The sequence below is a fragment of the Pseudomonas sp. MHK4 genome, from assembly GCF_054600775.1.
The window spans coordinates 92,653-117,133 of the sequence record NZ_BAAIAK010000011.1 but is presented as its reverse complement, the minus strand read 5'-3'; the positions used below and the strand labels follow the sequence as shown (position 1 = coordinate 117,133).

At 61.0% G+C, this 24,481-nt stretch carries 25 protein-coding genes and 1 riboswitch; of the genes, 12 read left to right on the top strand and 13 right to left on the bottom strand.

Features of this window, described 5'->3' with window-relative positions:
* Window positions 1-5 precede the first annotated feature (5 nt).
* Genes ACYP2Q_RS24175 through ACYP2Q_RS24165 form a run of 3 tightly spaced genes read right to left on the bottom strand, consistent with a single transcriptional unit; the run spans window position 6 to window position 2,689 of the window.
* Window positions 6-794 (bottom strand): ABC transporter ATP-binding protein, encoded by a 789-nt coding sequence (locus ACYP2Q_RS24175; protein WP_459732785.1) that lies wholly within the window; start codon window positions 792-794, stop codon window positions 6-8.
* Window positions 791-1,606 (bottom strand): ABC transporter permease, encoded by an 816-nt coding sequence (locus tag ACYP2Q_RS24170; protein WP_459732784.1) that lies wholly within the window; start codon window positions 1,604-1,606, stop codon window positions 791-793. The genes ACYP2Q_RS24175 and ACYP2Q_RS24170 overlap by 4 nt, the downstream gene beginning before the upstream one ends.
* A gap of 15 nt (window positions 1,607-1,621) precedes the next feature.
* Window positions 1,622-2,689 (bottom strand): putative urea ABC transporter substrate-binding protein, encoded by a 1,068-nt coding sequence (locus ACYP2Q_RS24165; protein WP_459732783.1) that lies wholly within the window; start codon window positions 2,687-2,689, stop codon window positions 1,622-1,624.
* Window positions 2,690-2,749: 60 nt separating this feature from the next.
* Window positions 2,750-2,850: riboswitch (guanidine-I (ykkC/yxkD leader) on the bottom strand.
* Window positions 2,851-3,186: 336 nt separating this feature from the next.
* Here ACYP2Q_RS24165 and ACYP2Q_RS24160 point away from each other — a divergent pair.
* The gene (locus ACYP2Q_RS24160; RefSeq protein WP_459732782.1) at window positions 3,187-3,627 is read left to right on the top strand and encodes a hypothetical protein; all 441 of its coding nucleotides are present in this window, start codon (window positions 3,187-3,189) and stop codon (window positions 3,625-3,627) included.
* 119 nt (window positions 3,628-3,746) lie between these two features.
* Here ACYP2Q_RS24160 and ACYP2Q_RS24155 read toward each other — a convergent pair whose 3' ends face one another.
* Entirely contained in the window at window positions 3,747-4,859 is a 1,113-nt protein-coding gene (locus tag ACYP2Q_RS24155) for an enoyl-CoA hydratase/isomerase family protein (protein ID WP_459732781.1), read from the bottom strand.
* A 133-nt stretch (window positions 4,860-4,992) separates the two neighbouring features.
* Between ACYP2Q_RS24155 and ung the strand changes: the two genes are divergently transcribed.
* Entirely contained in the window at window positions 4,993-5,685 is a 693-nt protein-coding gene (gene ung / locus ACYP2Q_RS24150) for a uracil-DNA glycosylase (protein ID WP_459732780.1), read from the top strand.
* Window positions 5,686-5,781: 96 nt separating this feature from the next.
* Here ung and ACYP2Q_RS24145 read toward each other — a convergent pair whose 3' ends face one another.
* From ACYP2Q_RS24145 to ACYP2Q_RS24130, 4 genes are read right to left on the bottom strand one after another with little or no spacing between them, the layout of a single operon-like run.
* Window positions 5,782-6,816: an AbrB family transcriptional regulator gene (locus tag ACYP2Q_RS24145; RefSeq protein WP_459732779.1), complete on the bottom strand. Its 1,035-nt coding sequence runs from the start codon at window positions 6,814-6,816 to the stop codon at window positions 5,782-5,784.
* Window positions 6,809-8,323 carry a tripartite tricarboxylate transporter permease gene (locus ACYP2Q_RS24140; protein ID WP_339554153.1) on the bottom strand — a complete coding sequence of 505 codons (1,515 nt, stop codon included), beginning with the start codon at window positions 8,321-8,323 and terminating at the stop codon, window positions 6,809-6,811. Before ACYP2Q_RS24140 ends, ACYP2Q_RS24145 begins: the two co-directional genes overlap by 8 nt.
* Before the next feature lies 1 nt (window position 8,324).
* Window positions 8,325-8,783 carry a tripartite tricarboxylate transporter TctB family protein gene (locus tag ACYP2Q_RS24135; protein WP_459732778.1) on the bottom strand — a complete coding sequence of 153 codons (459 nt, stop codon included), beginning with the start codon at window positions 8,781-8,783 and terminating at the stop codon, window positions 8,325-8,327.
* 58 nt (window positions 8,784-8,841) lie between these two features.
* A complete protein-coding gene (locus tag ACYP2Q_RS24130; RefSeq protein ID WP_459732777.1) occupies window positions 8,842-9,819 on the bottom strand; it encodes a Bug family tripartite tricarboxylate transporter substrate binding protein in 978 nt (325 codons plus the stop codon).
* Window positions 9,820-10,209: 390 nt separating this feature from the next.
* Between ACYP2Q_RS24130 and ACYP2Q_RS24125 the strand changes: the two genes are divergently transcribed.
* Both ACYP2Q_RS24125 and ACYP2Q_RS24120 read left to right on the top strand, forming a co-directional pair.
* Window positions 10,210-10,881, top strand: coding sequence for a response regulator (locus ACYP2Q_RS24125; protein WP_008055965.1), 672 nt, complete (start codon window positions 10,210-10,212; stop codon window positions 10,879-10,881).
* Window positions 10,874-12,262, top strand: coding sequence for a sensor histidine kinase (locus tag ACYP2Q_RS24120; protein WP_459732776.1), 1,389 nt, complete (start codon window positions 10,874-10,876; stop codon window positions 12,260-12,262). The genes ACYP2Q_RS24125 and ACYP2Q_RS24120 overlap by 8 nt, the downstream gene beginning before the upstream one ends.
* Window positions 12,263-12,378: 116 nt before the next feature.
* Here ACYP2Q_RS24120 and ACYP2Q_RS24115 read toward each other — a convergent pair whose 3' ends face one another.
* Together ACYP2Q_RS24115 and ygfZ are read right to left on the bottom strand one after the other, a co-directional pair.
* Window positions 12,379-13,200, bottom strand: coding sequence for an HDOD domain-containing protein (locus ACYP2Q_RS24115; protein WP_459732775.1), 822 nt, complete (start codon window positions 13,198-13,200; stop codon window positions 12,379-12,381).
* A 36-nt stretch (window positions 13,201-13,236) separates the two neighbouring features.
* On the bottom strand, window positions 13,237-14,178 hold the full coding sequence (gene ygfZ / locus ACYP2Q_RS24110) for a CAF17-like 4Fe-4S cluster assembly/insertion protein YgfZ (protein WP_459732774.1): 942 nt from the start codon (window positions 14,176-14,178) through the stop codon (window positions 13,237-13,239).
* A 149-nt stretch (window positions 14,179-14,327) separates the two neighbouring features.
* Between ygfZ and ACYP2Q_RS24105 the strand changes: the two genes are divergently transcribed.
* The gene (locus ACYP2Q_RS24105; RefSeq protein WP_007898624.1) at window positions 14,328-14,582 is read left to right on the top strand and encodes an FAD assembly factor SdhE; all 255 of its coding nucleotides are present in this window, start codon (window positions 14,328-14,330) and stop codon (window positions 14,580-14,582) included.
* Window positions 14,566-15,018 (top strand): protein YgfX, encoded by a 453-nt coding sequence (locus ACYP2Q_RS24100; RefSeq protein WP_459732773.1) that lies wholly within the window; start codon window positions 14,566-14,568, stop codon window positions 15,016-15,018. Before ACYP2Q_RS24105 ends, ACYP2Q_RS24100 begins: the two co-directional genes overlap by 17 nt.
* Here ACYP2Q_RS24100 and nadB read toward each other — a convergent pair.
* On the bottom strand, window positions 14,987-16,603 hold the full coding sequence (gene nadB, locus ACYP2Q_RS24095; RefSeq protein WP_459732772.1) for an L-aspartate oxidase: 1,617 nt from the start codon (window positions 16,601-16,603) through the stop codon (window positions 14,987-14,989). The genes ACYP2Q_RS24100 and nadB overlap by 32 nt on opposite strands.
* 557 nt (window positions 16,604-17,160) lie before the next feature.
* Here nadB and rpoE point away from each other — a divergent pair.
* The 4 genes from rpoE to ACYP2Q_RS24075 all read left to right on the top strand — a co-directional run bounded on the left by rpoE (window position 17,161) and on the right by ACYP2Q_RS24075 (window position 20,938).
* Window positions 17,161-17,742, top strand: a complete 582-nt coding sequence (gene rpoE / locus ACYP2Q_RS24090; protein ID WP_003172477.1) for an RNA polymerase sigma factor RpoE — start codon at window positions 17,161-17,163, stop codon at window positions 17,740-17,742.
* Window positions 17,743-17,773: 31 nt separating this feature from the next.
* Window positions 17,774-18,361 carry a sigma-E factor negative regulatory protein gene (locus ACYP2Q_RS24085; protein ID WP_077184187.1) on the top strand — a complete coding sequence of 196 codons (588 nt, stop codon included), beginning with the start codon at window positions 17,774-17,776 and terminating at the stop codon, window positions 18,359-18,361.
* An 8-nt stretch (window positions 18,362-18,369) separates the two neighbouring features.
* A complete protein-coding gene (locus ACYP2Q_RS24080; protein ID WP_459732771.1) occupies window positions 18,370-19,329 on the top strand; it encodes a MucB/RseB C-terminal domain-containing protein in 960 nt (319 codons plus the stop codon).
* A 178-nt stretch (window positions 19,330-19,507) separates the two neighbouring features.
* Window positions 19,508-20,938 (top strand): DegQ family serine endoprotease, encoded by a 1,431-nt coding sequence (locus ACYP2Q_RS24075; RefSeq protein ID WP_459732770.1) that lies wholly within the window; start codon window positions 19,508-19,510, stop codon window positions 20,936-20,938.
* A 66-nt stretch (window positions 20,939-21,004) separates the two neighbouring features.
* On the opposite strand, the gene ACYP2Q_RS24070 is transcribed toward ACYP2Q_RS24075, so the two are convergent.
* Entirely contained in the window at window positions 21,005-22,438 is a 1,434-nt protein-coding gene (locus ACYP2Q_RS24070; protein WP_459732769.1) for a M48 family metalloprotease, read from the bottom strand.
* Window positions 22,439-22,536: 98 nt separating this feature from the next.
* Between ACYP2Q_RS24070 and ACYP2Q_RS24065 the strand changes: the two genes are divergently transcribed.
* Together ACYP2Q_RS24065 and ACYP2Q_RS24060 are read left to right on the top strand one after the other, a co-directional pair.
* A complete protein-coding gene (locus ACYP2Q_RS24065) occupies window positions 22,537-22,776 on the top strand; it encodes a sulfurtransferase TusA family protein (RefSeq protein WP_459732768.1) in 240 nt (79 codons plus the stop codon).
* 31 nt (window positions 22,777-22,807) lie between these two features.
* Entirely contained in the window at window positions 22,808-23,878 is a 1,071-nt protein-coding gene (locus ACYP2Q_RS24060; RefSeq protein WP_459732767.1) for an AI-2E family transporter, read from the top strand.
* 125 nt (window positions 23,879-24,003) lie between these two features.
* Here the strand turns inward: ACYP2Q_RS24060 and ACYP2Q_RS24055 are convergent, their stop codons facing one another.
* On the bottom strand, window positions 24,004-24,477 hold the full coding sequence (locus ACYP2Q_RS24055; protein ID WP_459732766.1) for a peroxiredoxin: 474 nt from the start codon (window positions 24,475-24,477) through the stop codon (window positions 24,004-24,006).
* Between the last annotated feature and the right edge of the window lie 4 nt (window positions 24,478-24,481).

Genomic DNA, 24,481 nt, shown 5'->3' with positions numbered 1-24,481 from the left:
TCCTCTCAAGCGGTTCGAAGGGCGCCTGCCAGTTGCACGGGCAAGGCGTCGACGGCGGCACGGCAGGTGCGGCGGTCGCTGTTCAAAGGGATGTCGTAGGTGATGCGCGCGCCATAGGCCCCGGGGGCGTGCGGGTCGAGGCGGACCTTGTCGAACACCAGCAGGCGGGTACCGAGGCTGAAACCTTCGGACAGGTCATGGGTGACCATGAACACCGTCAGTCGGGTCTCGCGCCACAGCTCCAGCAGCAGGGCGTGCATGTCTTTGCGGATGCCCGGATCGAGGGCGCCGAAGGGTTCGTCGAGCAGCAACACCCGAGGCTTCATGATCAGCGCCTGGGCGATGGCGAGGCGTTGTTGCATGCCGCCGGACAGTTGCGCCGGGTACTTGTCCAGCGAATGACCGAGACCGACTTTGTGCAGCAGCACCGCAGCCTGTTCCCGGGCTTCTTTTTTAGCGCTGCCGAACAAGCGTCCGAGCAAGGGCGATCGCGGCAGTTCGAGGCCGAGGGCGACGTTGTCCAGTACGCTCAGGTGCGGGAACACCGAATAGCGCTGAAACACCACGCCACGGCTGGCGTCCGGCTCCGCGGCCAAGGGCTGACCGTCGAGCAGGATTTCACCGCGACTGGCGCGTTCCTGGCCGAGCAGCAGGCGCAGGAAGGTCGATTTGCCGCAACCGGAAGCGCCGACCAGGGTGCAGAACTCGCCCTCGTTGACAGTCAGGTTCAAGCCTTCGAGCACCACCTGATCGGCGTATTGCTGCCAGACGTTTTTCACCGTGATGAAACTCATGCCCGCGCTCCTTCATACCAGGGGAATGCACGCAGGGTCAGGCGTTTGAGGCCCCAATCCATCAGCCAGGCGAGCAGGGTGATCCACACCACGTACGGCAGGATCACGTCCATCGCCAGGTAGCGGCGCACCAGGAAAATCCGGTAGCCGAGGCCGTCGGTAGAGGCGATGGCTTCGGCGGCAATCAGGAACAGCCACGCCGAACCCAGCATCAGGCGCAGCGAGATCAGCAGGCGTGGCAGCAATTGCGGCAGCACCACCCGCAGCATCAGGGTCCAGGTCGATGCACCGAGGGTCTGGGCCTTGATCAACAGTTCCACGGGGATTTCCCGGGCGCGCTGTTCCAGGTCGCGGGCCAGGGCCGGGGTGATGCCGATCACGATCAGCATCACTTTCGACAATTCCCCGAGGCCAAAGACGATGAACAGGATCGGCAGGATGGCCAGCGGTGGCACCATCGACAACACGGTCAGCAAGGGTGACAACGGCGCGCCGAACAACGGCAGGGTGCCGGCGGCGATGCCCAGGCACAGTCCGGCCAGCGCGCTGATGCCCAGGCCGATGGCCAGGCGTCGCAGGCTCGATGCACTGTCCTGCCAGAGCAGGTATTCGCCGGTGCGGCTGTCGGCCACGAAGGCCAGGCGCTGCACCGCGTCGCTCATCTGCACGGCGCTGGGCAGCAGTTTGTCGTTGGGGTTGTCCGCCAGGCGCTCGGTCGAGCCCATGAAGTAGACGCACAACAGCAGGGCGAACGGCAGGATTACCAGCAGCAGGCGACTCGGGCGATCCGGGTGGCGATTGATCAGGCGCATGGCCAAGTCCTCTGGTTACAACTTGGCGTCGGCAGCCATCTGCACGTAACTGGGGTCGAAGCGCAGCTTGAGGTTGCCCTTGTCACCGCTGGTCACGCCGTTGGCGAAGGCCATGCCGACCGCGCTGGTGTCTTTGGCGCCTTCACCGAGCAAGCCGTGCTGGAAGGAAAATTCGGCCACCTTGCGCATGGTTTCCGGCAGTTGCTTGCTGGTGGAAAACGCCAAGGCTTCCTGAGGGGTGGCGAACAGTTTGGTGGTGTCCAGTTGCGCCTGGAAACCGGCCAGGTCGGTGCCCGAGGCTTTGGCCATGTGTTCCAGTGCGGCTTTGCCCGCGGCGTTTTTCGCGTTCATCAACTCGACCACTTCGAACCAGGCGCCGGTCAGCGCCTTGCCCAGGGCCGGGTTGTCCTTGAGGGTCTGGGAGTTGACCACCATCATGTCCATGATCTCGCCGGGGATCTGGCTGGAATTGAACACCTCGGTCACCCCGGGCTTGGCCTTGATGTCCGAAAGCATCGGGTTCCAGGTGGTGACGGCGCTGACCTGATCGGTGTTGAAGGCGGCGGAGATATCGGCGTCGGAGGTGTTGACCACTTTCAGGTCTTTCTCGGTGAGGTCCACCGAATCCAGGGCCCTGGCCAGCAAGTAGTGCGACACCGAAAGCTCGACCAGATTGACGTCCGTGCCCTTGAGGTCGGCGACTTTCTTGCCTTCGCCCTTCAGCACGATGCCGTCGTTGCCGTTGGAGAAATCGCTGACGATCAGCGCAGTGCTGTCGACGCCGCCAGCAGCCGGAATGGTCAGCGCATCCATGTTGGTCATGGTGCAACCGTCGAACTGGCCGGCGGTGTACTGGTTGATCGATTCGACGTAGTCATTGAGTTGCACCACATCGATCTTGATGCCGTACTTCTTTGCCCACTTGTCGACGATGCCTTGGCTGCCGGCATATTCCCAGGGCATCCAGCCGGCGTAGATCGTCCAGCAGACGCTGAATTGGTCTTTCTGGGCGGCGTGGGATGAGAGGCTCACGAGGGCTGCGAAGGCAGCGGCGAGCAGGGCGGGTAAACGATGCTGGGACATGGTGGTTCTCCAGTTGATCAAGGGCGGACAGGAAGGCAGCGGCACCGCGAACGGTGGCTTGTCTCCCGGGCTTTTGTCCCGCCGTGTAACCTCAACTGGAGGTCGCCAACTCTCGGACCAGCCACTCGCGCTTGCGAGCCGGAACCCTAGTCAGCCATTGCAAATTGTGGTGCCGCGAACCTGTGATGACTTCCTGCACGGACTTGCTAAAGCGAGAGCCGTGCCAAGTCGGTTGAAGCGCTCTGGCATGCGGGATTGGTCGACTGATTCAGTAGGAAGGCTGCATTCGCATGCCTTGTGATGGTGCGCGGGCGCACCGCAATGGAACGTGTTGGCTAACGTGATAGATGAAAAACCTTTCATCGGCGAGATGTTTCAGCGTATTGCAAGAACGCACCAGATCTCGAATTCAAGGTCTGATCTTTCGACAGTTGGAACATTTGACTGTCGCCTGCCAGCGTCGCTGGTTTGGCTCATTCGCGGTCCAGGAGGCCGCTATGCATCGACAAATTCTTCTGATTGCCGTGTTGGGTTTGTTCCTGAGTGGTTGCGTGCCTTATTACGATGGAGGAGCCAGTTACTACAGTTCCGAGGTCTACACCTCGCCAGCACCTTATTACGCCGGTGGAGGCTCCTACTACTCCAACGGTGGCGGTTACTACACGCCACCGCGCAGGTACTACGCGCCGCCTGCACGGTATTACCAGCCAACGCCGCGCTATTACCACCAGCCGCGGGTTTATCAACCGGCGCCGCGTTATTACCAACCGGCACCGCGTTATTACCAGGCTCGCCCAGATTACCGGGCGCATGGTTGGGACGGCCGTAACCGTGGCGGCTGGGACAACAATGACCGGGGTGGACGCAACAACAACCGTGGCGGTCGAGCTGACCATAACGGCCGCGGCGACCACAACGGCCGGGGCAACCACCGCTAGTCTCATGCATTAACGCAATACCTGTGGGAGCGGGCTTGCTCGCGAAGAGGGAGTGTCAGACAACGGTAATGTCGACTGATATTCCCTCTTCGCGAGCAAGCCCGCTCCCACATTTTGTTTCAGTAATTCGACAGATCCGCCAGCGGATGACGGCCTTCCCAGACTTTGTGGAAATGCGCCTCCACCACGGCATCCGGCACGTTGCTGACGTCCGGCCAGTGCCAGTGGGGTTTCTGGTCCTTGTCGATCAACCGCGCGCGCACGCCTTCGCTGAATTCGGGATGGCGACAGCAATTGAGGCTCAGGGTGTATTCCATCTCGAAGACTTGCGCCAGCGACAGGTGCCGGGCCCGTTTGATCTGCTCCCAGACCAGATGCGCGGTCAGCGGCGAGCCTTCGATCAGGTTGCGCGCGGCGCGGTTGAGCAGCGGGTCGGTGTGATCGCGCAGTGTGCTGATGGCCTTCCAGGCGCAGCGCACATCACTGACATCCAGCAATGCATCGATCTGCTGGCGACGTGGCAGCCACTGGGCTTCGGGCATCTGCGCAACGGCCTCCTGCTGCAAGGCCTTGAGCAGGCTGTTGAGCTGCATCGGCGTCTGTTCCTGCCAGTTCAACTGCAGCAGGCCTTCGATCAGGTCTGGTTGCTGCTCATCGAGCAGGAAACGATCAGCCAGGTCCAGGTCGATTGCATCGCGACCGTTCATGTGGGCACCGGTCAAGCCGAGAAACAATCCGAGCTTGCCAGGCAAGCGTGACAGGAACCAACTGGCGCCGACGTCCGGGTACAGGCCGATGGTGATCTCCGGCATGGCCAGCCGGCTGCTCGGTGTGACAATCCGGATGCTCGCGCCCTGCAACAGCCCCATGCCGCCGCCGAGCACATAGCCGTGACCCCAGCAGATCAGCGGTTTGGGATAGGTATGCAGGCTGAAGTCCAGCCGATACTCCGCGGCGAAGAAACTTGCGGCCAGGGGCGGCACTTCACCCGGATGGGCACGACAGGCCTCGACCAGGCTGCGCACTTCACCCCCGGCGCAGAAGGCCTTGATGCCTTTGCCGCGCAGCATGACGCAAACGATTTGCGGTTCCTTGGCCCAGGCGTCCAACCGGTCGCGCAGGGCGTTGATCATCGGCAGGGACAGGGCGTTCAACGATTGCTCGGCATCCAGGGTGGCAATGCCGATACGGGCGCCGTCAGTGCCGGTGAGTTCTTCGAAATGCAGATTCATCGGTGACCTCGCTGGGGAATTTGAGGGTTAAGTATGATCGCTGTGGGGGAAAGTGCCGGATCTGCGTCAGATCAATTGACAAGCGTGATGGGCTTTCCTAGGGTTCGCCCCATTGTTTTTGCCGGATGTAACCATGACTGCTGACGACCGTATCAAACTCGAACCGAGCTGGAAGGAGGCACTGCGTGCCGAATTCGACCAGCCCTACATGGCAGAGTTGCGCAAATTCCTCCAGGACGAGCGGGCGGCGGGCAAGGAGATCTATCCGCCGGGCCCGATGATTTTCAACGCGCTCAATTCCACGCCGCTGGACAAGGTCAAGGTGGTCATTCTCGGCCAAGACCCCTATCACGGCCCGGGCCAGGCCCACGGCCTGTGCTTTTCGGTGCAACCGGGCGTGCCGGCGCCGCCGTCGCTGGTCAATATCTATAAAGAGTTGAAGCGCGACCTGAACATCGATATCCCCAGCCACGGCTACCTGCAAAGCTGGGCCGAGCAGGGCGTGTTGATGCTCAATACCACCATGACCGTGGAGCGTGCCAACGCCAACGCGCACAAGGACAAGGGGTGGCAGTTTTTCACCGACCGGATCATTGAAGTGGTCAGCCAGCAGCAGCCGCACCTGGTGTTCATGCTGTGGGGCGCCCATGCCCAGAGCAAACAGAAGCTGATCGATGCGACCAAGCACCTGGTACTGACTTCGGTACACCCGTCACCGCTGTCGGCCTATCGTGGCTTCCTCGGATGCGGGCACTTCAGCCGCACCAACAAGTTCCTGGAGCAGAATGGCGAGACGCCGATCGAGTGGCGGTTGCCGTCGATTTGAAAAGCATCGCCAGCAGGCTGGCTCCCACACTGGATCTTCAGTGTTCACACAATCAAGGTGGGAGCCAGCCTGCTGGCGATGAATTCAACGCGGTCTTTAATCCGGATTGCGGTTCCAGTACTTGAACAACGGCTCCGCCAGAAACAACACAAACAACAACCGCATCACCTGCATCGCCGTCACCAGCGGCACCGACAACTGCAGGGTTTCCGCCGTCAGGCTCATCTCGGCAATCCCGCCCGGCATCATGCCCAGCGTCAGCGAGCGCAAATCCAGGTGGGTCAGCGCACTCAAGCCCAGGGCCGCCGCAGTGGCAATCAACATGGTCAGCACCGTACCGATCAACGTCCGCCCCATGAACGACGGCGCACGACGGAAAAACTGCCGATTGAAGTGACAGCCCAGGCCGCTGCCGATCAGCCATTGGCCGATCTGGCTGCCACCGTTGGGCAAGCCGATGTGCAGGTCCCAACCAATGCTCACCGCCGAGCTCACCAGCAAGGGCCCGAACAGCCAGGGGTTGGGTTGACGCAGGCGTTCCCAGATCCAGGCCGCCAACGCCCCAGCCGGAAACAACAACGCCAGCCAGTACCAATCGATGCTGCCCCCGTGGGAGATTGGCGCGCCGTCGCCCAACAGATACTTGAACGCCGCCGGAACGCACAGCACCACCACCAGCACCCGCAGGCTTTGACCGGCAGCGACGCGACTGAGCACCGCGCCATTTCGCGCGCCGAGGTTGACCATCTCCCCGGAGCCGCCGGGCATGCTGGAAAAAAATGCAGTGGCGCGATCTTCGCCGGTGCGACGCATCAACCACACCCCGACCACCGCCGACAGGCTGGTGACCAGGGCGCCGAAGAAGATCAAGCCGAAATGACTCAGCACCTGCTCCATCACCACCGGGGTGAAGTGCAGGCCGATGCCGATGCCGACGATCCACTGGCCGCACTTGCGCCCGCCAGGGATTTCCGCCAGTTGCCAGGGTGTCAGGCAGCGCACCAGGATGATCGCCAGCAACGAGCCGACCATCCACGGCAAAGGCCAGCCGACCTGGCTGGCGAGGAAACCGCCCAGCAGGCCGACCAGCGGGGTTCCCCACCACGCTTTGAAGGGTGTTCGATCAGACATCGGCGATAACGCGCCGTGCAACCGAACGTTTGCGCCAGATCCGCAGCAGCGGCACCAGCAGCATGAACACGGTCAGCACCCAGACACCGAAGGTGATCGGGCTCGACCAGAGGATCTCCAGCGCACCGTTGGAAATCGACAGTGCGCGACGCAGGTTTTGTTCCATCAGCCCCCCGAGGATGAACCCCAGCAGCACCGGCGACAGCGGGAAGTCCAGTTTACGCAGGATGTAGCCGAAGATGCCGATGCCGACCATCAGGAACAAGTCGAAGGTGGTCGCGTGCACCGCATAGACGCCGATCCCGGTGATGATCGCGATCACCGGCACCAGCGCCCAGTTCGGCACGGCGAGGATGCGGGTGAAGATGCGGATCATCGGAATGTTGAGGATCACCAGCATGATGTTGGCGATGAACAACGAGGCGATCAGGCCCCAGACGATATCCGGTTGCTGCTGGAACAGCAGCGGACCCGGTGTGATGTTGTACAGCGACAGGGCGCCGATCATCACCGCCGTGGTGCCCGAGCCCGGAACGCCGAGGGTCAGCATCGGCACCAGCGCGCCGCAGGCGGAAGCACCGATGGCGGTTTCCGGCGCTGCCAGACCGCGCATGTCACCCTGGCCGAACGTGCCCTTGGCACCGGCGATACGCTTTTCGGTCATGTAGGCCACGGCGCTGGCCAGGGTCGCGCCGGCACCCGGCAATACCCCCATGATGAAACCGAACACACCGCAACGAATGTTCACCACGAACACCGCCGACGCTTCCTTGAAGTTGAACATCATGCGCCCGGTGGCTTTCACGGCTTCCTGGCCGCGATGGGTTTTTTCCAGCAGCAGGAGAATCTCGCTGATGGAAAACAGGCCGAGCACCAGCACGACGAACTGAATGCCGTCCGTCAGGTGGATGTTGTCCCCGGTGAAGCGGTACACGCCGCTGTTGGCGTCGATGCCGACCGTTGACAGGAACAGGCCAATCAGCGCGGCAATGAAGGTCTTGAGCGGACGATCACCGGCCATGCCGCCGAGACAGACAATGGCGAACACCATCAGCACAAAATATTCCGCCGGCCCGAAGGCAATCGCCCATTTCGCCAGCAGCGGGGCGAACAGCACCATGCCGCAGGTAGCGATGAAGGCGCCGATGAACGAACTCCACGCCGACAACGACAAGGCCACACCAGCAAGGCCTTTGCGGGCCATCGGGTAGCCGTCGAGGGTGGTCATCACCGTGGAGGCTTCGCCCGGAATGTTCAGCAGGATCGAGCTGATCCGCCCGCCATATTCGCAACCCAGGTACACCGCCGCCAGCAGGATCAGCGCCGATTCCGGTGGCAGGCCGAGGGCGAAAGCGATGGGGATTAGCAGTGCCACGCCGTTGATTGGCCCCAGGCCCGGCAGCAGGCCGACCACTGTACCGATCAGGGTGCCGCACAGCGCGGTCACCAGGTTGTACGGGCTCAGCGCGACGCCGAAGCCCTGACCCAAATAGCCAAGCGTATCCATATCAGTTCTCCAGAACGTCGAGCAGGCCCAGGGGCAGCGGCACGTCCATCAACTTGTCGAACAGCAGGTAGAGACCAACGGCCATCAGCGTGGTGACGACAACGCTGGGCAGCCAGCGACCGCCATACAGGCGTGCCATCGGAATGCCGATGAGCATGCTGCTGAGGATGAAACCCAAAGGTTCGAACAGCCCGGCGAAGATCAGCAGCAACACGACGCAGATGCCGATCTTGTTCAGGGTTTCACGGTCCAGTTTCGGGTCGTCTTCACTGTGCTCGATCGGTGTTGGGCGAAACGCCATGTACAGCAGCGCGCATCCCATCAGGCCGAGCATCAGCAGTGGAAAGGCCCGGGGGCCGACCGGTTCGTAGGAATATTCGGCCTGGTAGGGCCAGGCCATCAGCGCCAGGCCGAGGCAGGCCAGCAACAGCACCGAAGCAAAAATGCGTTGTAAGAGCATGGGGAACTCCTGTGCCGCGGCTCCGCCAAACGAAGCCGCCGCCGCTAGACAGAGACGATCACTTGATCAGGCCGAACTCTTTGGCCAGCACTTTGTAGTCCGCTACCTGTTTCTTCACGTAGGTGTCCAGCTCCTGGCCGGTCATGGCGAACGGGAACAGTTCACGCTGATCGCGCAGCTTGGCGAACTCAGGCGAGGCCAGCAGTTTGTCGAAGGAGTCTTTCCACCAGGCGTAGTCTTCGTCGCTGACTTTTGGCCCCAGGTAGAAACCGCGTACCACTGGCCAGACGATGTCGTAGCCTTGCTCGCGGGCGGTTGGGATGTCTTTCATTTCCGGCTCGTCCAGGCGCTTGTCGGAGAACACCGCCAGCAGGCGCATGTCGCCACTCTGGATATGCGGCATGGAGTCGGAGATGTCGGTGCTGCCGACCTGGATGTGGCCGCCGAGCAGGGCGGTGGCGATTTCACCGCCGCCTTCGAGGGCGACGTAACGCAGGTCGCGCGGGTTGATCCCGGCGGCCTTGGCGATCAGCGCGGTTTGCATCCAGTCCTGGCTGCCGACGGTGCCGCCGGAACCGATCACCACTTTGCTCGGATCTTTCTTCAGCGCCTGCACCAGATCGTCCAGGTTCTTGTAGGGCGAATCGCTTTTCACCGCGATGGCGCCGTAGCTGGTGCCGACGGCGGCCAGCCAGCGCACGTTGGTTTCATCGAAACGACCGAACTTGCCCTGGGCCAGGTTCAGCAGCGAACCACTGGACCAGGCCACCAGCGTGCCGGCATCGGCCGGGCGCTGGGCGACCACTGCGTTGTAGGCCACCGCGCCGACACCGCCGGGCATGTAGGTCACCCGCATCGGCTTGGTCAGCAGTTTTTCGTTGACCAGCGCGCTCTGCGCCAGTTTGCAGGTCAGGTCGAAACCGCCGCCGGGCGAGGCCGGGGCGATGCATTCCGGGCGTTTGGGCTCGGCCATCAGTTGGCCGGCAAATAGCATGACGCTGGCGGCGAGGGCGAAACGGCGCAGTGATCGATTCATTTTTGTCTCCACGGGAGTTGTTGTTTTTGGGGATGTTTCAGATGCGGCGGTTTCGCTTCGCGCAGCCGATAACGGCGCCGGCAAGCGTAATCGATGGGGAGCGGGAAAAGGGGGAGGGCGGGTAAATCTGGAGCGGGGTGGACAGCATGGCGAAGTACCTCGTTATTGTTCTTATTGGCGAAAACGCATCGAGGCGTTTTTCGGGAGCTACATTTCAAAGCAGGATCGATGGCTGCGATCGAAACCATCCGTGGCTCGACTCTAACGGTCGAACCTTTCGCTAACCTTTCATCGGGCTTTCACGGTTTTTCGGGCTTCACAGTGGCGGATGCCGCTGTAAACTCCGCGCCAAAGAATGGCGTCGACCATCCCTGAACGAGGTAATGATCCATGCGTGTCCTGCTCGTCGAAGACCATCTGCAGCTCGCCGAAAGCGTCGCCCAGGCGCTAAAAAGCACCGGGTTGACCGTGGATGTGCTGCACGACGGTGTCGCGGCCGACCTGGCGCTGGGCAGCGAGGAATACGCCATGGCGATTCTCGACGTCGGCCTGCCGCGCATGGATGGTTTCGAGGTGCTGGCGCGCCTGCGTGCCCGGGGCAAGAACCTTCCGGTGTTGATGCTGACCGCCCGCAGCGACGTCAAGGATCGGGTCCATGGCCTGAACCTGGGCGCCGACGATTACCTGGCCAAGCCTTTCGAACTCACCGAGCTCGAAGCCCGGGTCAAGGCCTTGCTGCGCCGCAGCGTGCTGGGTGGTGAGCGCCTGCAGCGCTGCGGTGTGCTGGCCTACGACCTGGAAACCCGGCGCTTCACTCTCGGGGAAGAACTGCTGACCCTGACCTCCCGCGAGCAGGCGGTGCTCGAAGCCCTGATCGCCCGTCCCGGCCGGGTCATGAGCAAGGAGCAACTGGCCTCGCAGGTCTTCGGCCTGGACGAGGAGGCCAGCCCCGACGCCATCGAAATCTACGTGCACCGCTTGCGCAAGAAACTCGACGGCCACCCGGTGGCCATCGTCACGTTCCGCGGCCTCGGTTACTTGCTGGAAAGCCGTGATGCATAAGGCCAGCAGCCTGCGTTGGCGGTTGCTGTGGAACCTGGCGCTGTTGCTCGTGGTATTGATGCTGGCCAGTGGCTTGAGCGCTTACTGGAACGGTCGCGAAGCGGCTGACACGGCCTATGACCGGACCTTGCTGGCCTCGGCGCGGACCATCGCCGCCGGCCTGTCCGAGCGTGATGGCAGCCTCAGCCTGGACGTGCCGTACGTGGCCCTCGATACGTTCGCCTACGACAGTGCGGGGCGAATCTTCTACCTGGTCAACGACATCAATCAGAAGCTGATCTCCGGCTACGAAAACCTGCCGGCGCCGCCACCCGGTACGCCGCGCACCGACGACTACCCGGCGCTGGCGCGTTTTTACAACGCAACTTATAAAGGACAGAACGTGCGCGTGGTCAGTCTGCTCAAGGCTGTCAGCGAACCGAACATGAACGGCATGGCGGAAATTCGCGTGGCGGAGACCGATGAGGCCCGCGTCAGCATGGCTCGCAGCCTGGCCGGCGATACCTTGCTGCGTCTGGGCATGCTGGCGATCGGCGCATTGATGATCGTGTGGTTTGCGGTCAGTGCGGCGCTGCGTCCGCTGGAGCGTTTGCGGACCGCGGTGGAGGAGCGCCAACCCGATGACCTGCGGCCGTTGCCCCTGGTGGAAGTGCAGCGCGAGTTGTGGCCACTGGTGCGTGCACTCAATCATTTCACCGAGCGTCTGCGCGGGCAGTTCGAGAAGCAGGCGCAATTCATCGCCGATGCCGCCCACGAACTGCGCACACCGTTGGCGGCACTCAAGGCCCGGCTGGAATTGGGCTTGCGTTCGAGCGAGGCGCAAACCTGGCGCAGCACCCTGGAAACCGCCGCCCAGGGCACTGATCGCCTGACCCACCTGGCCAACCAATTGCTCTCGCTGGCCCGGGTGGAAAACGGCGCCAGGGCGATTGCCGAAGGCGGAGCGCAATTGCTCGACCTCAGTCAGTTGGCCCGTGAGCTGGGCATGGCCATGGCGCCGCTAGCCCACAAGCGCGGCGTGGCCCTGGCGCTGGAAGCGGATGAACCGGTCTGGTTGCGCGGCGAACCGACGCTGCTCAATGAACTGTTGAGCAACCTGGTGGATAACGCGCTGGCCCATACACCTGCGGGTGGCAATGTGATTTTGCGGGTTTCGGCTCCGGCGGTGCTGGAGGTCGAGGACGATGGGCCGGGGATTCCCCTGGATGAGCGGGATCGGGTGTTCGAGCGTTTTTACCGGCGCAATCAACAGGTGGCGGGTTCAGGCCTGGGGTTGGCGATTGTCGGCGAGATCTGCCGGGCGCACCTGGCGCAGATCAGCCTGCATGATGGGGAGAAGGCGGGGTTGAAGGTACGGGTGAGTTTTAATGCAGGGGAGTGATGTGCCTGTTCTGGCCCTATCGCCAGCAGGCTGGCTCCCACAAGGATCTGTGGCGTTACATAAATCCCTGTGGGAGCCAGCCTGCTGGCGATGGGCGCGACGCGGTCTTCAATCAATCAATAAAACATCAACCGCGTTTCCTCCAGGTCAGCACACATCGCCTTGTTGTCCGGATCAATCCCCAGCTTGACGAAGGCCGGTACGCCGAAGGGGTCAATGCGCGAAATCGGATGGTCGGTGTCTTTGTGGCAGTACAGGCTGGCCACCTGGACCAGGTCGACATAATCGATTTTCGCGGACTGTCGCTTGAAGTCCAGGTAGAGCCGCGGCACCTGCACCAGTTTTTCCGGAAACTCCCAGACCCGCAGCAACTTGTCGCCGAGCATCGGATGAATGCGGTCGATCACATGATTGAGGCTGACCGGATCGGACAACAGTTCATAGTGATCTTCGGCGTACGTCAGGATCGGCAAGACCCCGATCTGGTGCACCAGCCCGCCAAGGGCCGCCTGGTCGGGTTTGAGCTGGGTGTAGTTGCGGCACAGTGCGTAGCTGACCCCGGCGATCTCCAGGCTTTTGCGCCAGACCTCGCGCATTTTCTGTTCCACCACCGCGGAGCGGGCATGGAAAATCTGCTCCATGACCAGGCCGATGGCCAGGTTGCTGCTGTAGTTGATGCCCAGGCGCGTGATCGCCGTGTGCAGATCGGTGACTTCCTGCGCCGCGCGCAGCAGTGGGCTGTTGACCACCTTGATCAGGCGCGCCGACAGCGCGGCATCGCGGCCAATCACTTTGCTCAGGCTACCGATACTGATTTCCGGGTCTTCAGCGGCCTTGCGAATCTGCAAAGCTACTTCCGGTAACGTTGGCAGAACCAGGTCATCGTTATCGATGGCCTCAACCAAATCCTGTTGGACCTTTTCCGCCAGCTCACTCATTACGCATCTCTAGGTGTTGCAAAAAAAACACTGCGGTTAACGCTGGATTTCGCGATCGCGGTCCAGTTCGTACGGCAGGTCGAGCAACTTCAGGGCCGGGCCGTCGAGTGCGCCCAGATGAATGTCGCCGCCTTCTGCAGCTTCGGCTTGTAACACCGCCAGCAATTCAATGTGATTGGCGGCATTGGCGGCCAGCACCACTTCGCCGATCGAGCTGCCGTGACTCGGGGCAAACAGCTGGGTGCCGGGTTCCGGCAGTTCGCCGCCAGCCAGTTGCAGGCGATACAGGCGGCGCTTGAGTTTGCCCAGGTACTGCATGCGCGCGACGATTTCCTGGCCGGTGTAGCAGCCTTTCTTGAAGCTCACGCCGCCGACGGCTTGCAGGTTGAGCATCTGCGGGATGAACAGCTCGCGGGTACTTGGCATCACCTGGCCGATCCCGGCACGGATCTGGCCCAGCAGCCATTGATTGAGCTCACCTTCGCCCATCAGGGCGGACAGTTTGCCCTTGATGCCATCGGCTTGCTCGGCGCCAACCCACAGCTCGGCGCGTTCCGGCGAGACGCGAATGGCGATCAGGCCGTCATGGCGCACCACGCTGTCGGTCTCTGCCGGCAGTTCGAGGCCGAGGCTTTTCAACGCCCCGTCGCCATGCTCGACGCCAAACCGAACCCAGGCAGCGCTTTCATCGGTCAGTTTGGACTTGGAAAACACCGCGTATTTTTTCAGGTCCGCCAATTGCGGTTCGAGCAACTCGCTGGCCATGGCCAGGAGTACGCCATCACCTTCGAGCAGGATGCGGAAGCTTGATTGCATCCGGCCTTTCTGTGTGCAACGCGCGCCGAGGCTGGCCCGGGTGTCGCTCAGGTAATTGAGGTTGCAGGTCAGTTGGCCTTGCAGGAACTTGCCGGCGTCCGCGCCGCGGACCGCCAGGACACCTTCATGGGACAGCGTGCAGAAAAAAGCGGAATCGGCCATGGGTCATCGCAGGGTAAAGAGTCTGGCGGACATGATAAGGGGCTGTCCCTGAAATGGGTAGTTCACAAAAGGTCGGACGTGCCCGACCAAAGCCGACTGTTCGATGGGGCGCGGGGCTGTATACTTGCGGCCTATTTGAGGAGCGCTCCATGGTCGAAGATGTTGAACTGAATCGCCTCTACTGGCACAGCCGCCGCGGCATGCTTGAGCTTGACGTGTTGCTGGTGCCGTTTGTGAAAGAGGTTTATCCGCACCTCAACGAAGTGGATCGCGCCTGCTACGTCAGGCTGCTCGAATGCGAAGATCAGGACATGTTCGGCTGGTTCATGGAGCGCGCCGAATCGGAAGATCCGGAACTTCAGCGCATGGTTCGCATGATCCTGGATCGTGTCCAGCCCAAATAACGGGTTCGAATGCCGCTGGCATGCCTCACGGCAGTTGCTGGCGGCGTATCTTGTAGCCCAGCTGTTCGCGCTGGGTTCGTTATTCCTGCTCACCCTACCACTCTGGGCCAGCCTGCCCGGTGCCTTGTGCTGTCTGTTGCACGGCGCATGGTCGTTGCCTCGACAGATTCTACTGACGCACCCACAGGCCTTTCGCGGCTTGCGTCGTGACGCCGATGCCTGGCAGCTATGGAATCAGGCGAAGGGATGGCAGCCGGTACAGCTGCGTCCGGACAGCCTGGCGTTACCGTTGATCGTGGTGCTGCGCTTTCGTCTGCGCGGCGAGCGGCGAGTCAGGACAATTTGCCTGCCCCGGGACTCGCAAGCGGCGGATCTGCACCGACGCCTGCGAGTTCGGCTCAAGTTCACTCGGCGTAGGTGGGCGGCACCAGAATAGTGTCCCGGGCGACCGGCAGCATGTTCGGGTAGTCGAGGGTGTAGTGCAGGCCGCGACTTTCCTTGCGCTCCATGGCCGACAGGATCATCAGCTCGGCCACCTGGGCCAGGTTGCGCAGTTCGATCAAATCCCGGCTGACCTTGTAGTTGCTGTAGAACTCGTCGATTTCGTCGAGCAACAGGCGCACCCGGTGCTGGGCACGCTGCAGGCGCTTGTTGGTGCGCACGATGCCCACGTAGTCCCACATGAAGCGGCGCAACTCATCCCAGTTGTGCGCAATGATCACGTCTTCGTCGGAATCGGTGACCTGGCTGGCATCCCAGGCAGGCAGGGCGACAGGCGGCGATACCCGTGGCAATTGCTCCAGGATGTCCGCCGCCGCCGAGCGCGCGTAGACAAAGCACTCCAGCAACGAGTTGCTGGCCATGCGGTTGGCACCGTGCAGGCCGGTGAAGCTGGTTTCGCCAATCGCGTACAGCCCTGGCACGTCGGTGCGACCTTGCTGGTCGACCATCACACCGCCACAGGTGTAGTGCGCCGCCGGTACCACCGGGATCGGCTGTTTGGTGATATCGATGGAGAACTCCAGGCAGCGTTCGTACACCGTCGGGAAGTGCGTCTTGATGAAATCTTCGGACTTGTGGCTGATGTCCAGATAGACACAGTCGATGCCGAGCCGCTTCATCTCGTGGTCGATGGCCCGGGCGACGATGTCCCGTGGCGCCAGTTCGGCCCGGGGATCGAAGCGCTGCATGAAGCGTTCGCCGTTGGGCAGCTTCAGGTGCGCACCTTCGCCGCGCAGGGCTTCGGTGACCAGGAAGCTCTTGGCTTGCGGGTGATACAGGCAGGTGGGGTGGAACTGGTTGAATTCCAGGTTCGCCACCCGGCAGCCCGAGCGCCAGGCCATGGCGATGCCATCACCGCAGGCGCCATCAGGGTTGCTGGTATAGAGGTAGACCTTGGCGGCGCCGCCGGAGGCGAGGATCACGAAACGGGCGCCGTAGGTGTCGACTTCACCGGTGCCGCGGTTGAGCACGTAGGCACCCAGGCAGCGATCGCCTTCGAGACCCAGGCGCTTTTCGGTAATCAGGTCGACCGCGACCCGCTGTTCCAGCAACTCGATGTTTGGTCGTTGCTGGGCCTGGGTGAGCAGTGTCCGGAAAATCGCCGCGCCGGTGGCATCGGCGGCATGGATGATGCGCCGATGGCTGTGACCGCCTTCACGGGTGAGGTGGAACTCGAATCCGCCATCTTCGGTGCCGGACTGTTCATCGCGGGTAAAGGGCACGCCCTGGTCGATCAGCCACTGGATGGCTTCTCGGCTGTGCTCGACGGTAAAGCGCACGGCGTCTTCGTGACACAACCCGCCACCGGCGTTGAGGGTGTCATCGACGTGGGACTCGACGGTGTCGGTGTCATCCAGAACGGCGGCGACACCGCCCTGGGCCCAGAACGTCGAGCCATTGGCGAGGTCGCCTTTGCTCAATACGGCGATGCGCAAATGACCGGGCAAGGTCAGCGCAAGGCTCAAGCCGGCAGCACCGCTGCCAATTACCAGGACATCGTGTTGAAACTGTTGGCTCATTTCAGGATTCCGCTCAAAGCGACCCGGGTCGGGGTAGGCGCCAGACATCTGGACAGGCATGCCCGGCAGCCGCACAGCCCACTAGTATATAGAGGGGGGGAGCGGCACAATAGCCGAGCCGATATGGCATTGTGAAACTACTGTGACGGAAATCTGCCGACGCTTCGTCGGATGTTTTTTCCACCGGTTCGGCGACAAGCGAACTGTATCGTGGATTTAACACTCTTTTTCGCTTCAGGGTTGCACAATGTCGATTCTGTGCAGCTATAAATATTTGGAACTTTTGCCAAAGGCCCAAGATCAATAGACGGTTGCCTGAATCAAGGGACAGTGTCGGTTTCATCGCAGGATCGAGGTTGGATCCCTGGCGGTCAAACCGATGACAAGATTATTCGCGCAGCCGAGGAATCTCGCGCTGCGTTTTTCGTGCGTGCCGAATCAGAGCCCGCAGGAAACTTGCCTGGAGGGGGAGAACTTTTGCGAAAAGCCCGAGTCTATGTTTGCAAGCCCGGTCGTTTAGTGATGCAAGCCTCCTCCGAGCTTATCGAGGAGTGTTCATGCTAACCCAGGAAGAGGATCAGCAGCTGGTCGAACGCGTTCAGCGCGGCGACAAGCGTGCATTCGATCTGCTAGTGCTGAAATATCAGCACAAAATTCTCGGGTTGATCGTGCGTTTCGTGCACGACACCCATGAAGCCCAGGATGTAGCGCAGGAAGCCTTCATAAAGGCCTACCGCGCACTTGGTAATTTTCGCGGGGACAGCGCGTTTTATACGTGGCTTTACCGCATCGCCATCAACACGGCGAAGAACTATCTGGTTTCACGCGGCCGTCGGCCGCCGGATAGCGATGTCAGTTCCGAGGATGCAGAGTTCTACGATGGCGATCATGGCCTCAAGGATCTCGAGTCGCCAGAACGGGCTTTGCTGCGGGATGAGATCGAAGGCACCGTCCATCGAACCATTCAGCAACTGCCAGAAGATTTGCGTACGGCGTTAACTTTACGTGAATTCGATGGTCTGAGTTACGAGGACATTGCGAGCGTCATGCAATGTCCGGTGGGTACCGTGCGCTCCCGGATCTTCCGCGCCCGGGAGGCCATCGATAAAGCCCTGCAGCCGTTGTTGCAGGAAAACTAAAGACAGCGGCGACAGCCAAGAGAGGAACGCCATGAGTCGTGAAGCCCTGCAGGAATCGCTGTCCGCAGTGATGGATAACGAAGCGGACGAATTGGAATTGCGTCGGGTACTGAGTGCCTGTGACGATGTTGAAACCCGTGAAACCTGGGCTCGTTATCAGATCGCTCGGGCAGTGATGCACAAAGACCTGCTGCTTCCACGCCTGGATATCGCCGCGGCTGTTTCTGCTGCGTTGGCTGACGAAGCCGTGCCGGCAAAAGCCACCCGTGGTCCATGGCGCAGCCTGGGTCGTCTGGCCGTTGCCGCTTCGGTAACCCTGGCGGTACTGGCAGGTGTTCGTCTGTACAACCAGGACGAGATCGCTGGTGTAGAACTGGCGCAGCAATCCACGCAACCAGGCCTGGCGGTTCCACAAGTCAAGGGCCCGGCTGTTCTGGCAGGCTACAATGAGAGTTCGGAAGCCACGGGCCCAATGGCCAATGGTGTATTGCAAGGTCAACCTGGCTGGAACGATCAACGCCTGCCAGGCTACTTGCGCCAACATGCTCAACAGGCTGCACTGAAAGGTACCGAGAGCGCTCTGCCTTACGCGCGTGCAGCAAGCCTGGAAAACCGTTAAGGAGGATCATGCGCGCCATACCTCTACTTACGCTTTTGCTCAGTGGCTGGTTCGTTGTTCCAGCCCACGCCGATCAGGCTCAAGACTGGTTGACCCGTCTGGGCCAGGCCGAGCAGCAGCAAAGCTTTCAAGGTACTTTTGTCTACGAGCGTAACGGTAGTTTTTCTACCCACAACATCTGGCACCGCGTCCAGGATGGCAAGGTCCGCGAGCGCTTGATCCAACTCGACGGGTCCGCTCAGGAGGTCGTGCGCATTGATGGACATACTCAATGCGTTAGCGGCAACCTGATGGCAGGGCTGGGGGATACCTCCAATTCTGCAGCTCGTTCACTCGATCCACAAAAGCTCAAGAATTGGTATGACCTTGCTGTCATCGGCAAGTCGCGCGTGGCCGGGCGACCGGCAGTGATTGTCTCATTGACACCCCGTGACCAGCACCGTTACGGTTTTGAACTGCATCTGGATCAGGAAACCGGCCTGCCGCTGAAATCATTGCTGTTGGATGACAAGGGGCGCCTGCTCGAGCGTTTCCAGTTCACTCGACTCGATCCCGCTACCGTTCCGACCGATAGTGACCTGCAGCCGGGCGCTGACTGCAAAGTGGTCAAACTCGACAGCGACAAGGCATCGCAGGTCAAGGAAGCGCGGGTCTGGCATTCGGACTGGTTGCCACCGGGTTTCGAACTGACCAGCAGCACGGCACGCAAGGATCCCGAGACCAAGGCCCAGGTCAACAGCCTGATGTATGACGATGGCCTCGCGCGTTTTTCAGTGTTCCTCGAGCCTTTGAGCGGTTCAGGCGTCACCGATACCCGTACGCAATTAGGCCCAACCGTCGCAGTCTCCCGGCGCTTGAGCACGCCGCAAGGCGAGATGATGGTGACTGTGGTGGGTGAGATCCCGATCGGCACTGCCGAACGCATAGCCTTATCCATGCGCACCGACGCCTCTGCGACCCAGCAGTGACGTGAAATCGAAATGTTTCGTGAGCATTTCAATTTGCAAATCCCCCCAATATTTTTTATAGGTCAGAGCCCCTCGGCTCTGGCCTTGTTTGTTGTTCCCGGAACAAAAATACCGGCGTATCTTTCCCGGTGTTCCTTGCTCCATATCGCTTAACCATGCTCGTCGTAACGGGAGCCGTATGTCGATACCACGCTTGAAGTCTTACCTCTCCATTTTTGCCACCGTGCTGGTGCTCGGTCAGGCGGTCGCTGTTCAGGCGGTCGAATTGCCTGATTTCACGCAACTGGTCGAACAGGCGTCGCCTGCGGTGGTGAACATCAGTACCACGCAAAAACTGCCTGACCGCAAAGTGAACCAGCAGATGCCTGACCTCGAGGGCTTGCCGCCGATGCTGCGCGAGTTTTTCGAGCGTGGCATGCCGCCACAGCAGCCTCGATCCCCCCGTGGCGATCGTCAGCGCGAAGCGCAATCCCTGGGTTCGGGTTTCATCATTTCGCCTGACGGCTACATCCTGACCAACAACCATGTGATCGCCGATGCCGATGAAATTCTCGTGCGTCTGTCCGATCGCAGTGAAATGAAGGCCAAGCTGATCGGCACCGATCCGCGCTCCGACGTGGCGCTGCTGAAAATCGAAGCCAAGGATCTTCCGGTGCTGAAACTGGGCAAATCCCAGGATCTGAAAGCCGGGCAATGGGTCGTGGCCATCGGCTCGCCGTTCGGTTTTGACCATACCGTGACCCAGGGCATCGTCAGTGCCGTCGGTCGCAGCCTGCCGAACGAAAACTATGTGCCGTTCATCCAGACCGACGTGCCTATCAACCCGGGGAACTCGGGTGGGCCGCTGTTCAACCTCAATGGTGAGGTTGTCGGGATCAACTCGCAGATCTACACCCGTTCCGGCGGCTTCATGGGCGTATCGTTCGCGATCCCTATCGACGTGGCCATGGACGTTTCCAATCAGCTCAAAAGCGGTGGCAAGGTCAGCCGTGGCTGGTTGGGTGTAGTGATCCAGGAAGTGAACAAGGACCTGGCTGAATCGTTCGGGCTGGAAAAACCGGCCGGTGCGCTGGTCGCGCAGATTCAGGATGACGGCCCGGCTGCCAAGGGCGGGCTGCAGGTAGGCGATGTGATCCTGACCATGAATGGTCAACCGATCGTCATGTCCGCCGATCTGCCACATCTGGTGGGCGCTTTGAAGGCCGGCTCCAAGGCCAATCTGGAAGTGATCCGCGAAGGCAAGCGCAAGAATGTCGAGCTGACCGTTGGCGCGATTCCGGAAGAAGGCAAGGAGCTGGACGACCTTCCACTGTCGAGCATCGAGCGCAGCAGCAACCGCTTGGGAGTCTCCGTGGCCGAGCTGACCGACGAACAGAAGAAAACCTACGACCTCAAGGGCGGCGTGGTGATCAAGGAAGTTCAGGACGGTCCTGCGTCGATGATTGGCCTGCAGCCAGGCGATATCATCACACACCTGAACAATCAGGCGATTGGTTCGGCCAAGGAGTTCACGGACATTGCCAAAGCCTTGCCGAAGAATCGCTCGGTGTCGATGCGCGTACTGCGCCAGAACCGCGCGAGCTTCATCACCTTCAAGTTGGCTGAATAATCCGCCTGTTGGTTGAATAAAAAAACCGCCTCGAATGAGGCGGTTTTTTTTTGACGCTGAAACCAGTCAGCCCATCATGTCCTTGATCATGCGTTCCTGCTCCATCAGCTCGCGCTGGCGGGCATCGATTCGCGATGCCAGCGGGAAATTGCTGCCGGCCTTGCGCTTGGCAAAGTCCAGTTGCTGGATGGCCTGACGATAGTCGCCCACCAGTGCGAAATACTCGGCGCGCGCCTGGTGCAAGCCGATGATGTTGCCTGACAGGCCACGGGTTTCGGCAACCTGATACCACACGTCCGGATCGTCCGGACGCGATTTGAGCAGGCCCTCGAGGGCCTTTTCGGCATCGGCAGCGCGGTTCTGTTTCAGCAACAGGTCGACACGTACCTGGTTCAGCGGGTAATTGCCGGGATATTGCGTCAGCATCCGGTCAACCCGGGACTGTGCATCCGGAAGGCGATTGTTGGTGATGTCCAGGTCGACCTGGGCGAGGTTGTAGATGATCTCGTTCGGCGCCTTGGCCAGCAACTGCTTGAGGTTTTCCCGTGCTTCGTTGAGCTGGCCGCCCTTGATCTGGGCAATCGCAAGACCGTAGCGCGCCACATCGCTTTTCGGGTTTTCATCCAGCAGGGCGCGGAAGCGCTTGGCGCCCAGGCCCGGGGTTTCTTCATAGATCAACTGGACCCGCGCACGAATCAACTGATAACGCAGGGTGTCTTCGATGCCGCCCTGTGGGGCCTGCTCGGCACGGTTGCGGGTATCGGCGATACGCGATTCGGTCACCGGGTGAGTCAGCAGGAACTCCGGCGGCTTGGCGTCGAAGCGGTACTGACGCCCCAGGCGTTCGAACATGGTGGGCATGGAACGTGGGTCGTAGCCGGCCTTTTCCAGATTGAGGATGCCGATGCGATCGGCTTCCTGTTCGTTCTGGCGAGAGAATCGCCGCTGCTCCTGGATGGCCGCCGCCTGCGTCCCGGCAATCGCCGCAATACCGGCATCGCCACCGCCAGCCGCCGCAATCACGATGCCGGCCAGCAGCGCGGCCATCATCGGTACTTGCATGCGCTGCTGGGCTTCGACGCCACGGGCAAAGTGGCGCTGCGACAAGTGAGCCAATTCGTGAGCCAGTACCGAGGCATATTCGCCTTCGGTCTGCGCATTGAGGAACAGGCCGCCGTTGACCCCGACAATCCCGCCGGGTGCCGCGAATGCGTTGAGCTGCGGACTGTTGATCAGGATGAACTCCAGGCGCCGGTCATTGACCTGGCTGGTCTCCACCAGGCGGTAGACGCTGGATTCGACGTAGTCCTTGAGCTGCGGGTCATTGAGCTGCGCTACCTGGCTGCGCAACAGGGCAAGCCAGGCGCGGCCCAACTGGTACTCCTGTTGCGGCGAGACGATGGCAGAACTGGCGTCGCCGAGTGACGGCAGGTCGTCGGCAAAGCCCGGTGAGGCGAGCAGGCAAGCGAGCGTCAGCAGGGTAGGGCGCAAAAAAGTCATGCACAAAGCCTTAGTCGACAAAGAGCTTACTGTAGCCGGACACCAGCGTTGCGACCAGATATTCTAGGCAACTCAACCACCTGACCCGGAGTGATGCAATGATCGACGCTGTAGCCCATGACGTTGAACTCGACGCCAGTGGCCTCAATTGCCCCTTGCCGTTGCTCAAGGCCAAGATGGAACTCAATAAGATGTCCAGTGGTACGGTGCTCAAGGTAATCGCCACAGATGCGGGTTCGCAGCGCGATTTCCGCACCTTTGCCCGATTGGCCGGTCATACGCTGCTTCGTGAAGAAGATGAATCGGGCATTTACCGTTACTGGTTGAAAAAAGCCTGAAACCTGCTGCGTTCGTTCCTAAGGATTATTGATGTTCAAAGTGTTGCGCGACTGGATTCAGCGCTACTTCTCCGACGAAGAAGCCGTGGTTCTTGCAGTCCTGTTGTTCCTGGCGTTCACTGCCGTACTGACCCTGGGAGGCATGCTTGCGCCGGTGCTTGCCGGGATGGTGCTGGCCTACCTGATGCAGGGCCTGGTAGTAAGCCTGGAGCGCCTGCGGGTGCCGGGTGGCGTCGCGGTGGGGCTGGTCTTCGCGCTGTTCATGGGGCTGCTGCTGGTGTTCATGGTGGTCGTGGTGCCGTTGCTCTGGCATCAACTGATCACCCTGTTCAACGAATTGCCCGGCATGCTCGCCAAATGGCAGACGCTGTTGCTGCTGCTACCGGAGCGCTATCCACACCTGGTGTCCGACGAGCAGGTGCTGCAGGCCATCGAAGTGGCGCGGGGCGAGATCGGCAAGTTTGGCCAATGGGCGCTGACGTTCTCGCTGTCGAGCCTGCCGCTGCTGGTCAACATCATGATCTACCTGGTGCTGGTGCCGATCCTGGTGTTCTTCTTTCTCAAGGACCGGCAAATGATCGGCCAATGGGTGCGCGGCTACCTGCCCCGTGAGCGGGCGCTGATCACCCGGGTTGCCCATGAGATGAACCGGCAGATCGCCAACTATATTCGTGGCAAGGTCATCGAGATTTTCATTTGCGGCGGGGTGACCTACGTCGCCTTTGTCGTCCTGGAACTCAACTATGCGGCGCTGCTGGCCTTGTTGGTGGGTATCTCGGTGGTCGTGCCCTACGTCGGGGCGGTGGTGGTGACCGTGCCAGTGTTCCTGATTGCACTGTTCCAGTGGGGCTGGAGCGATCAGTTCATCTATTTGATGGCGGTCTACGGGATCATCCAGACGCTGGATGGCAACGTGCTGGTGCCACTGTTGTTCTCGGAAGCGGTGAACCTGCATCCGGTGGCGATCATCTGCGCGGTGTTGTTGTTTGGCGGGTTGTGGGGCTTCTGGGGGGTGTTCTTTGCGATTCCCCTGGCGACACTGTTCAAGGCTGTGCTGGATGCGTGGCCGCGTAGAGAGCCGGTTGTGGCGCCGCTGCTTTAACCGCCGGCCTTGAGGGCCTCTTCGCTGGCAAGCCAGCTCCTACAATGGTTGCGCGTACCTTGTAGGAGCTGGCTTGTCGGGGTCGCCACATCGCAGCGAAGGCGTCAGAACAGGCACCCAATGAATCAGGCTTTGTTGAGGGCCTGTGCCGCAGCCAGAACTGCATCCACATGCCCCGGCACCTTCACGCCGCGCCATTCCTGACGCAGCACGCCATCCTTGTCGATGAGGAACGTGCTGCGATCCACGCCCATGTATTCCTTGCCATAGAGCTTTTTCAGCTTGATCACATCAAACAGCTGGCAGAGCGCTTCTTCCTTGTCGCTGATCAGCTCGAAGGTGAAGGCCTGCTTGGCCTTGAAGTTCTCATGGGACTTGAGGCTGTCGCGGGATACGCCGAACACTTCGGTGTTGGCCGCCTTGAAGGCCTCCAGCTGATCGCGAAAGCCCTGGCCCTGGGTGGTGCAGCCCGGCGTGCTGTCCTTGGGATAGAAGTAGATCACTACCTGCTTGCCCTTGAGGTCGGCGAGGCGGACGGTTTGCCCGCTGGTGGCGGGTGCTTCGAAGTCGGCAACCGGTTGGTCGAGTGCAACGGCCATGAAT

Excerpts from the sequence above, each read along its gene's own strand:
- ACYP2Q_RS24130 (WP_459732777.1), bottom strand. The coding sequence starts at position 9,819 with ATGAATCGATCACTGCGCCGTTTCGCCCTCGCCGCCAGCGTCATGCTA.
- ACYP2Q_RS24155 (WP_459732781.1), bottom strand. The coding sequence starts at position 4,859 with ATGAATCTGCATTTCGAAGAACTCACCGGCACTGACGGCGCCCGTATC.
- rpoE (WP_003172477.1), top strand. The coding sequence starts at position 17,161 with ATGCTAACCCAGGAAGAGGATCAGCAGCTGGTCGAACGCGTTCAGCGC.
- ACYP2Q_RS24105 (WP_007898624.1), top strand. The coding sequence starts at position 14,328 with ATGGTCGAAGATGTTGAACTGAATCGCCTCTACTGGCACAGCCGCCGC.
- ACYP2Q_RS24070 (WP_459732769.1), bottom strand. The coding sequence starts at position 22,438 with ATGACTTTTTTGCGCCCTACCCTGCTGACGCTCGCTTGCCTGCTCGCC.
- ACYP2Q_RS24135 (WP_459732778.1), bottom strand. The coding sequence starts at position 8,783 with ATGCTCTTACAACGCATTTTTGCTTCGGTGCTGTTGCTGGCCTGCCTC.
- ACYP2Q_RS24065 (WP_459732768.1), top strand. The coding sequence starts at position 22,537 with ATGATCGACGCTGTAGCCCATGACGTTGAACTCGACGCCAGTGGCCTC.
- ACYP2Q_RS24145 (WP_459732779.1), bottom strand. The coding sequence starts at position 6,816 with ATGTCTGATCGAACACCCTTCAAAGCGTGGTGGGGAACCCCGCTGGTC.
- ACYP2Q_RS24075 (WP_459732770.1), top strand. The coding sequence starts at position 19,508 with ATGTCGATACCACGCTTGAAGTCTTACCTCTCCATTTTTGCCACCGTG.
- ACYP2Q_RS24175 (WP_459732785.1), bottom strand. The coding sequence starts at position 794 with ATGAGTTTCATCACGGTGAAAAACGTCTGGCAGCAATACGCCGATCAG.
- nadB (WP_459732772.1), bottom strand. The coding sequence starts at position 16,603 with ATGAGCCAACAGTTTCAACACGATGTCCTGGTAATTGGCAGCGGTGCT.
- ACYP2Q_RS24120 (WP_459732776.1), top strand. The coding sequence starts at position 10,874 with ATGCATAAGGCCAGCAGCCTGCGTTGGCGGTTGCTGTGGAACCTGGCG.
- ACYP2Q_RS24140 (WP_339554153.1), bottom strand. The coding sequence starts at position 8,323 with ATGGATACGCTTGGCTATTTGGGTCAGGGCTTCGGCGTCGCGCTGAGC.
- ACYP2Q_RS24055 (WP_459732766.1), bottom strand. The coding sequence starts at position 24,477 with ATGGCCGTTGCACTCGACCAACCGGTTGCCGACTTCGAAGCACCCGCC.
- ACYP2Q_RS24165 (WP_459732783.1), bottom strand. The coding sequence starts at position 2,689 with ATGTCCCAGCATCGTTTACCCGCCCTGCTCGCCGCTGCCTTCGCAGCC.
- ACYP2Q_RS24085 (WP_077184187.1), top strand. The coding sequence starts at position 17,774 with ATGAGTCGTGAAGCCCTGCAGGAATCGCTGTCCGCAGTGATGGATAAC.
- ACYP2Q_RS24115 (WP_459732775.1), bottom strand. The coding sequence starts at position 13,200 with ATGAGTGAGCTGGCGGAAAAGGTCCAACAGGATTTGGTTGAGGCCATC.
- ACYP2Q_RS24160 (WP_459732782.1), top strand. The coding sequence starts at position 3,187 with ATGCATCGACAAATTCTTCTGATTGCCGTGTTGGGTTTGTTCCTGAGT.
- ACYP2Q_RS24060 (WP_459732767.1), top strand. The coding sequence starts at position 22,808 with ATGTTCAAAGTGTTGCGCGACTGGATTCAGCGCTACTTCTCCGACGAA.
- ACYP2Q_RS24170 (WP_459732784.1), bottom strand. The coding sequence starts at position 1,606 with ATGCGCCTGATCAATCGCCACCCGGATCGCCCGAGTCGCCTGCTGCTG.
- ACYP2Q_RS24080 (WP_459732771.1), top strand. The coding sequence starts at position 18,370 with ATGCGCGCCATACCTCTACTTACGCTTTTGCTCAGTGGCTGGTTCGTT.
- ygfZ (WP_459732774.1), bottom strand. The coding sequence starts at position 14,178 with ATGGCCGATTCCGCTTTTTTCTGCACGCTGTCCCATGAAGGTGTCCTG.
- ung (WP_459732780.1), top strand. The coding sequence starts at position 4,993 with ATGACTGCTGACGACCGTATCAAACTCGAACCGAGCTGGAAGGAGGCA.
- ACYP2Q_RS24125 (WP_008055965.1), top strand. The coding sequence starts at position 10,210 with ATGCGTGTCCTGCTCGTCGAAGACCATCTGCAGCTCGCCGAAAGCGTC.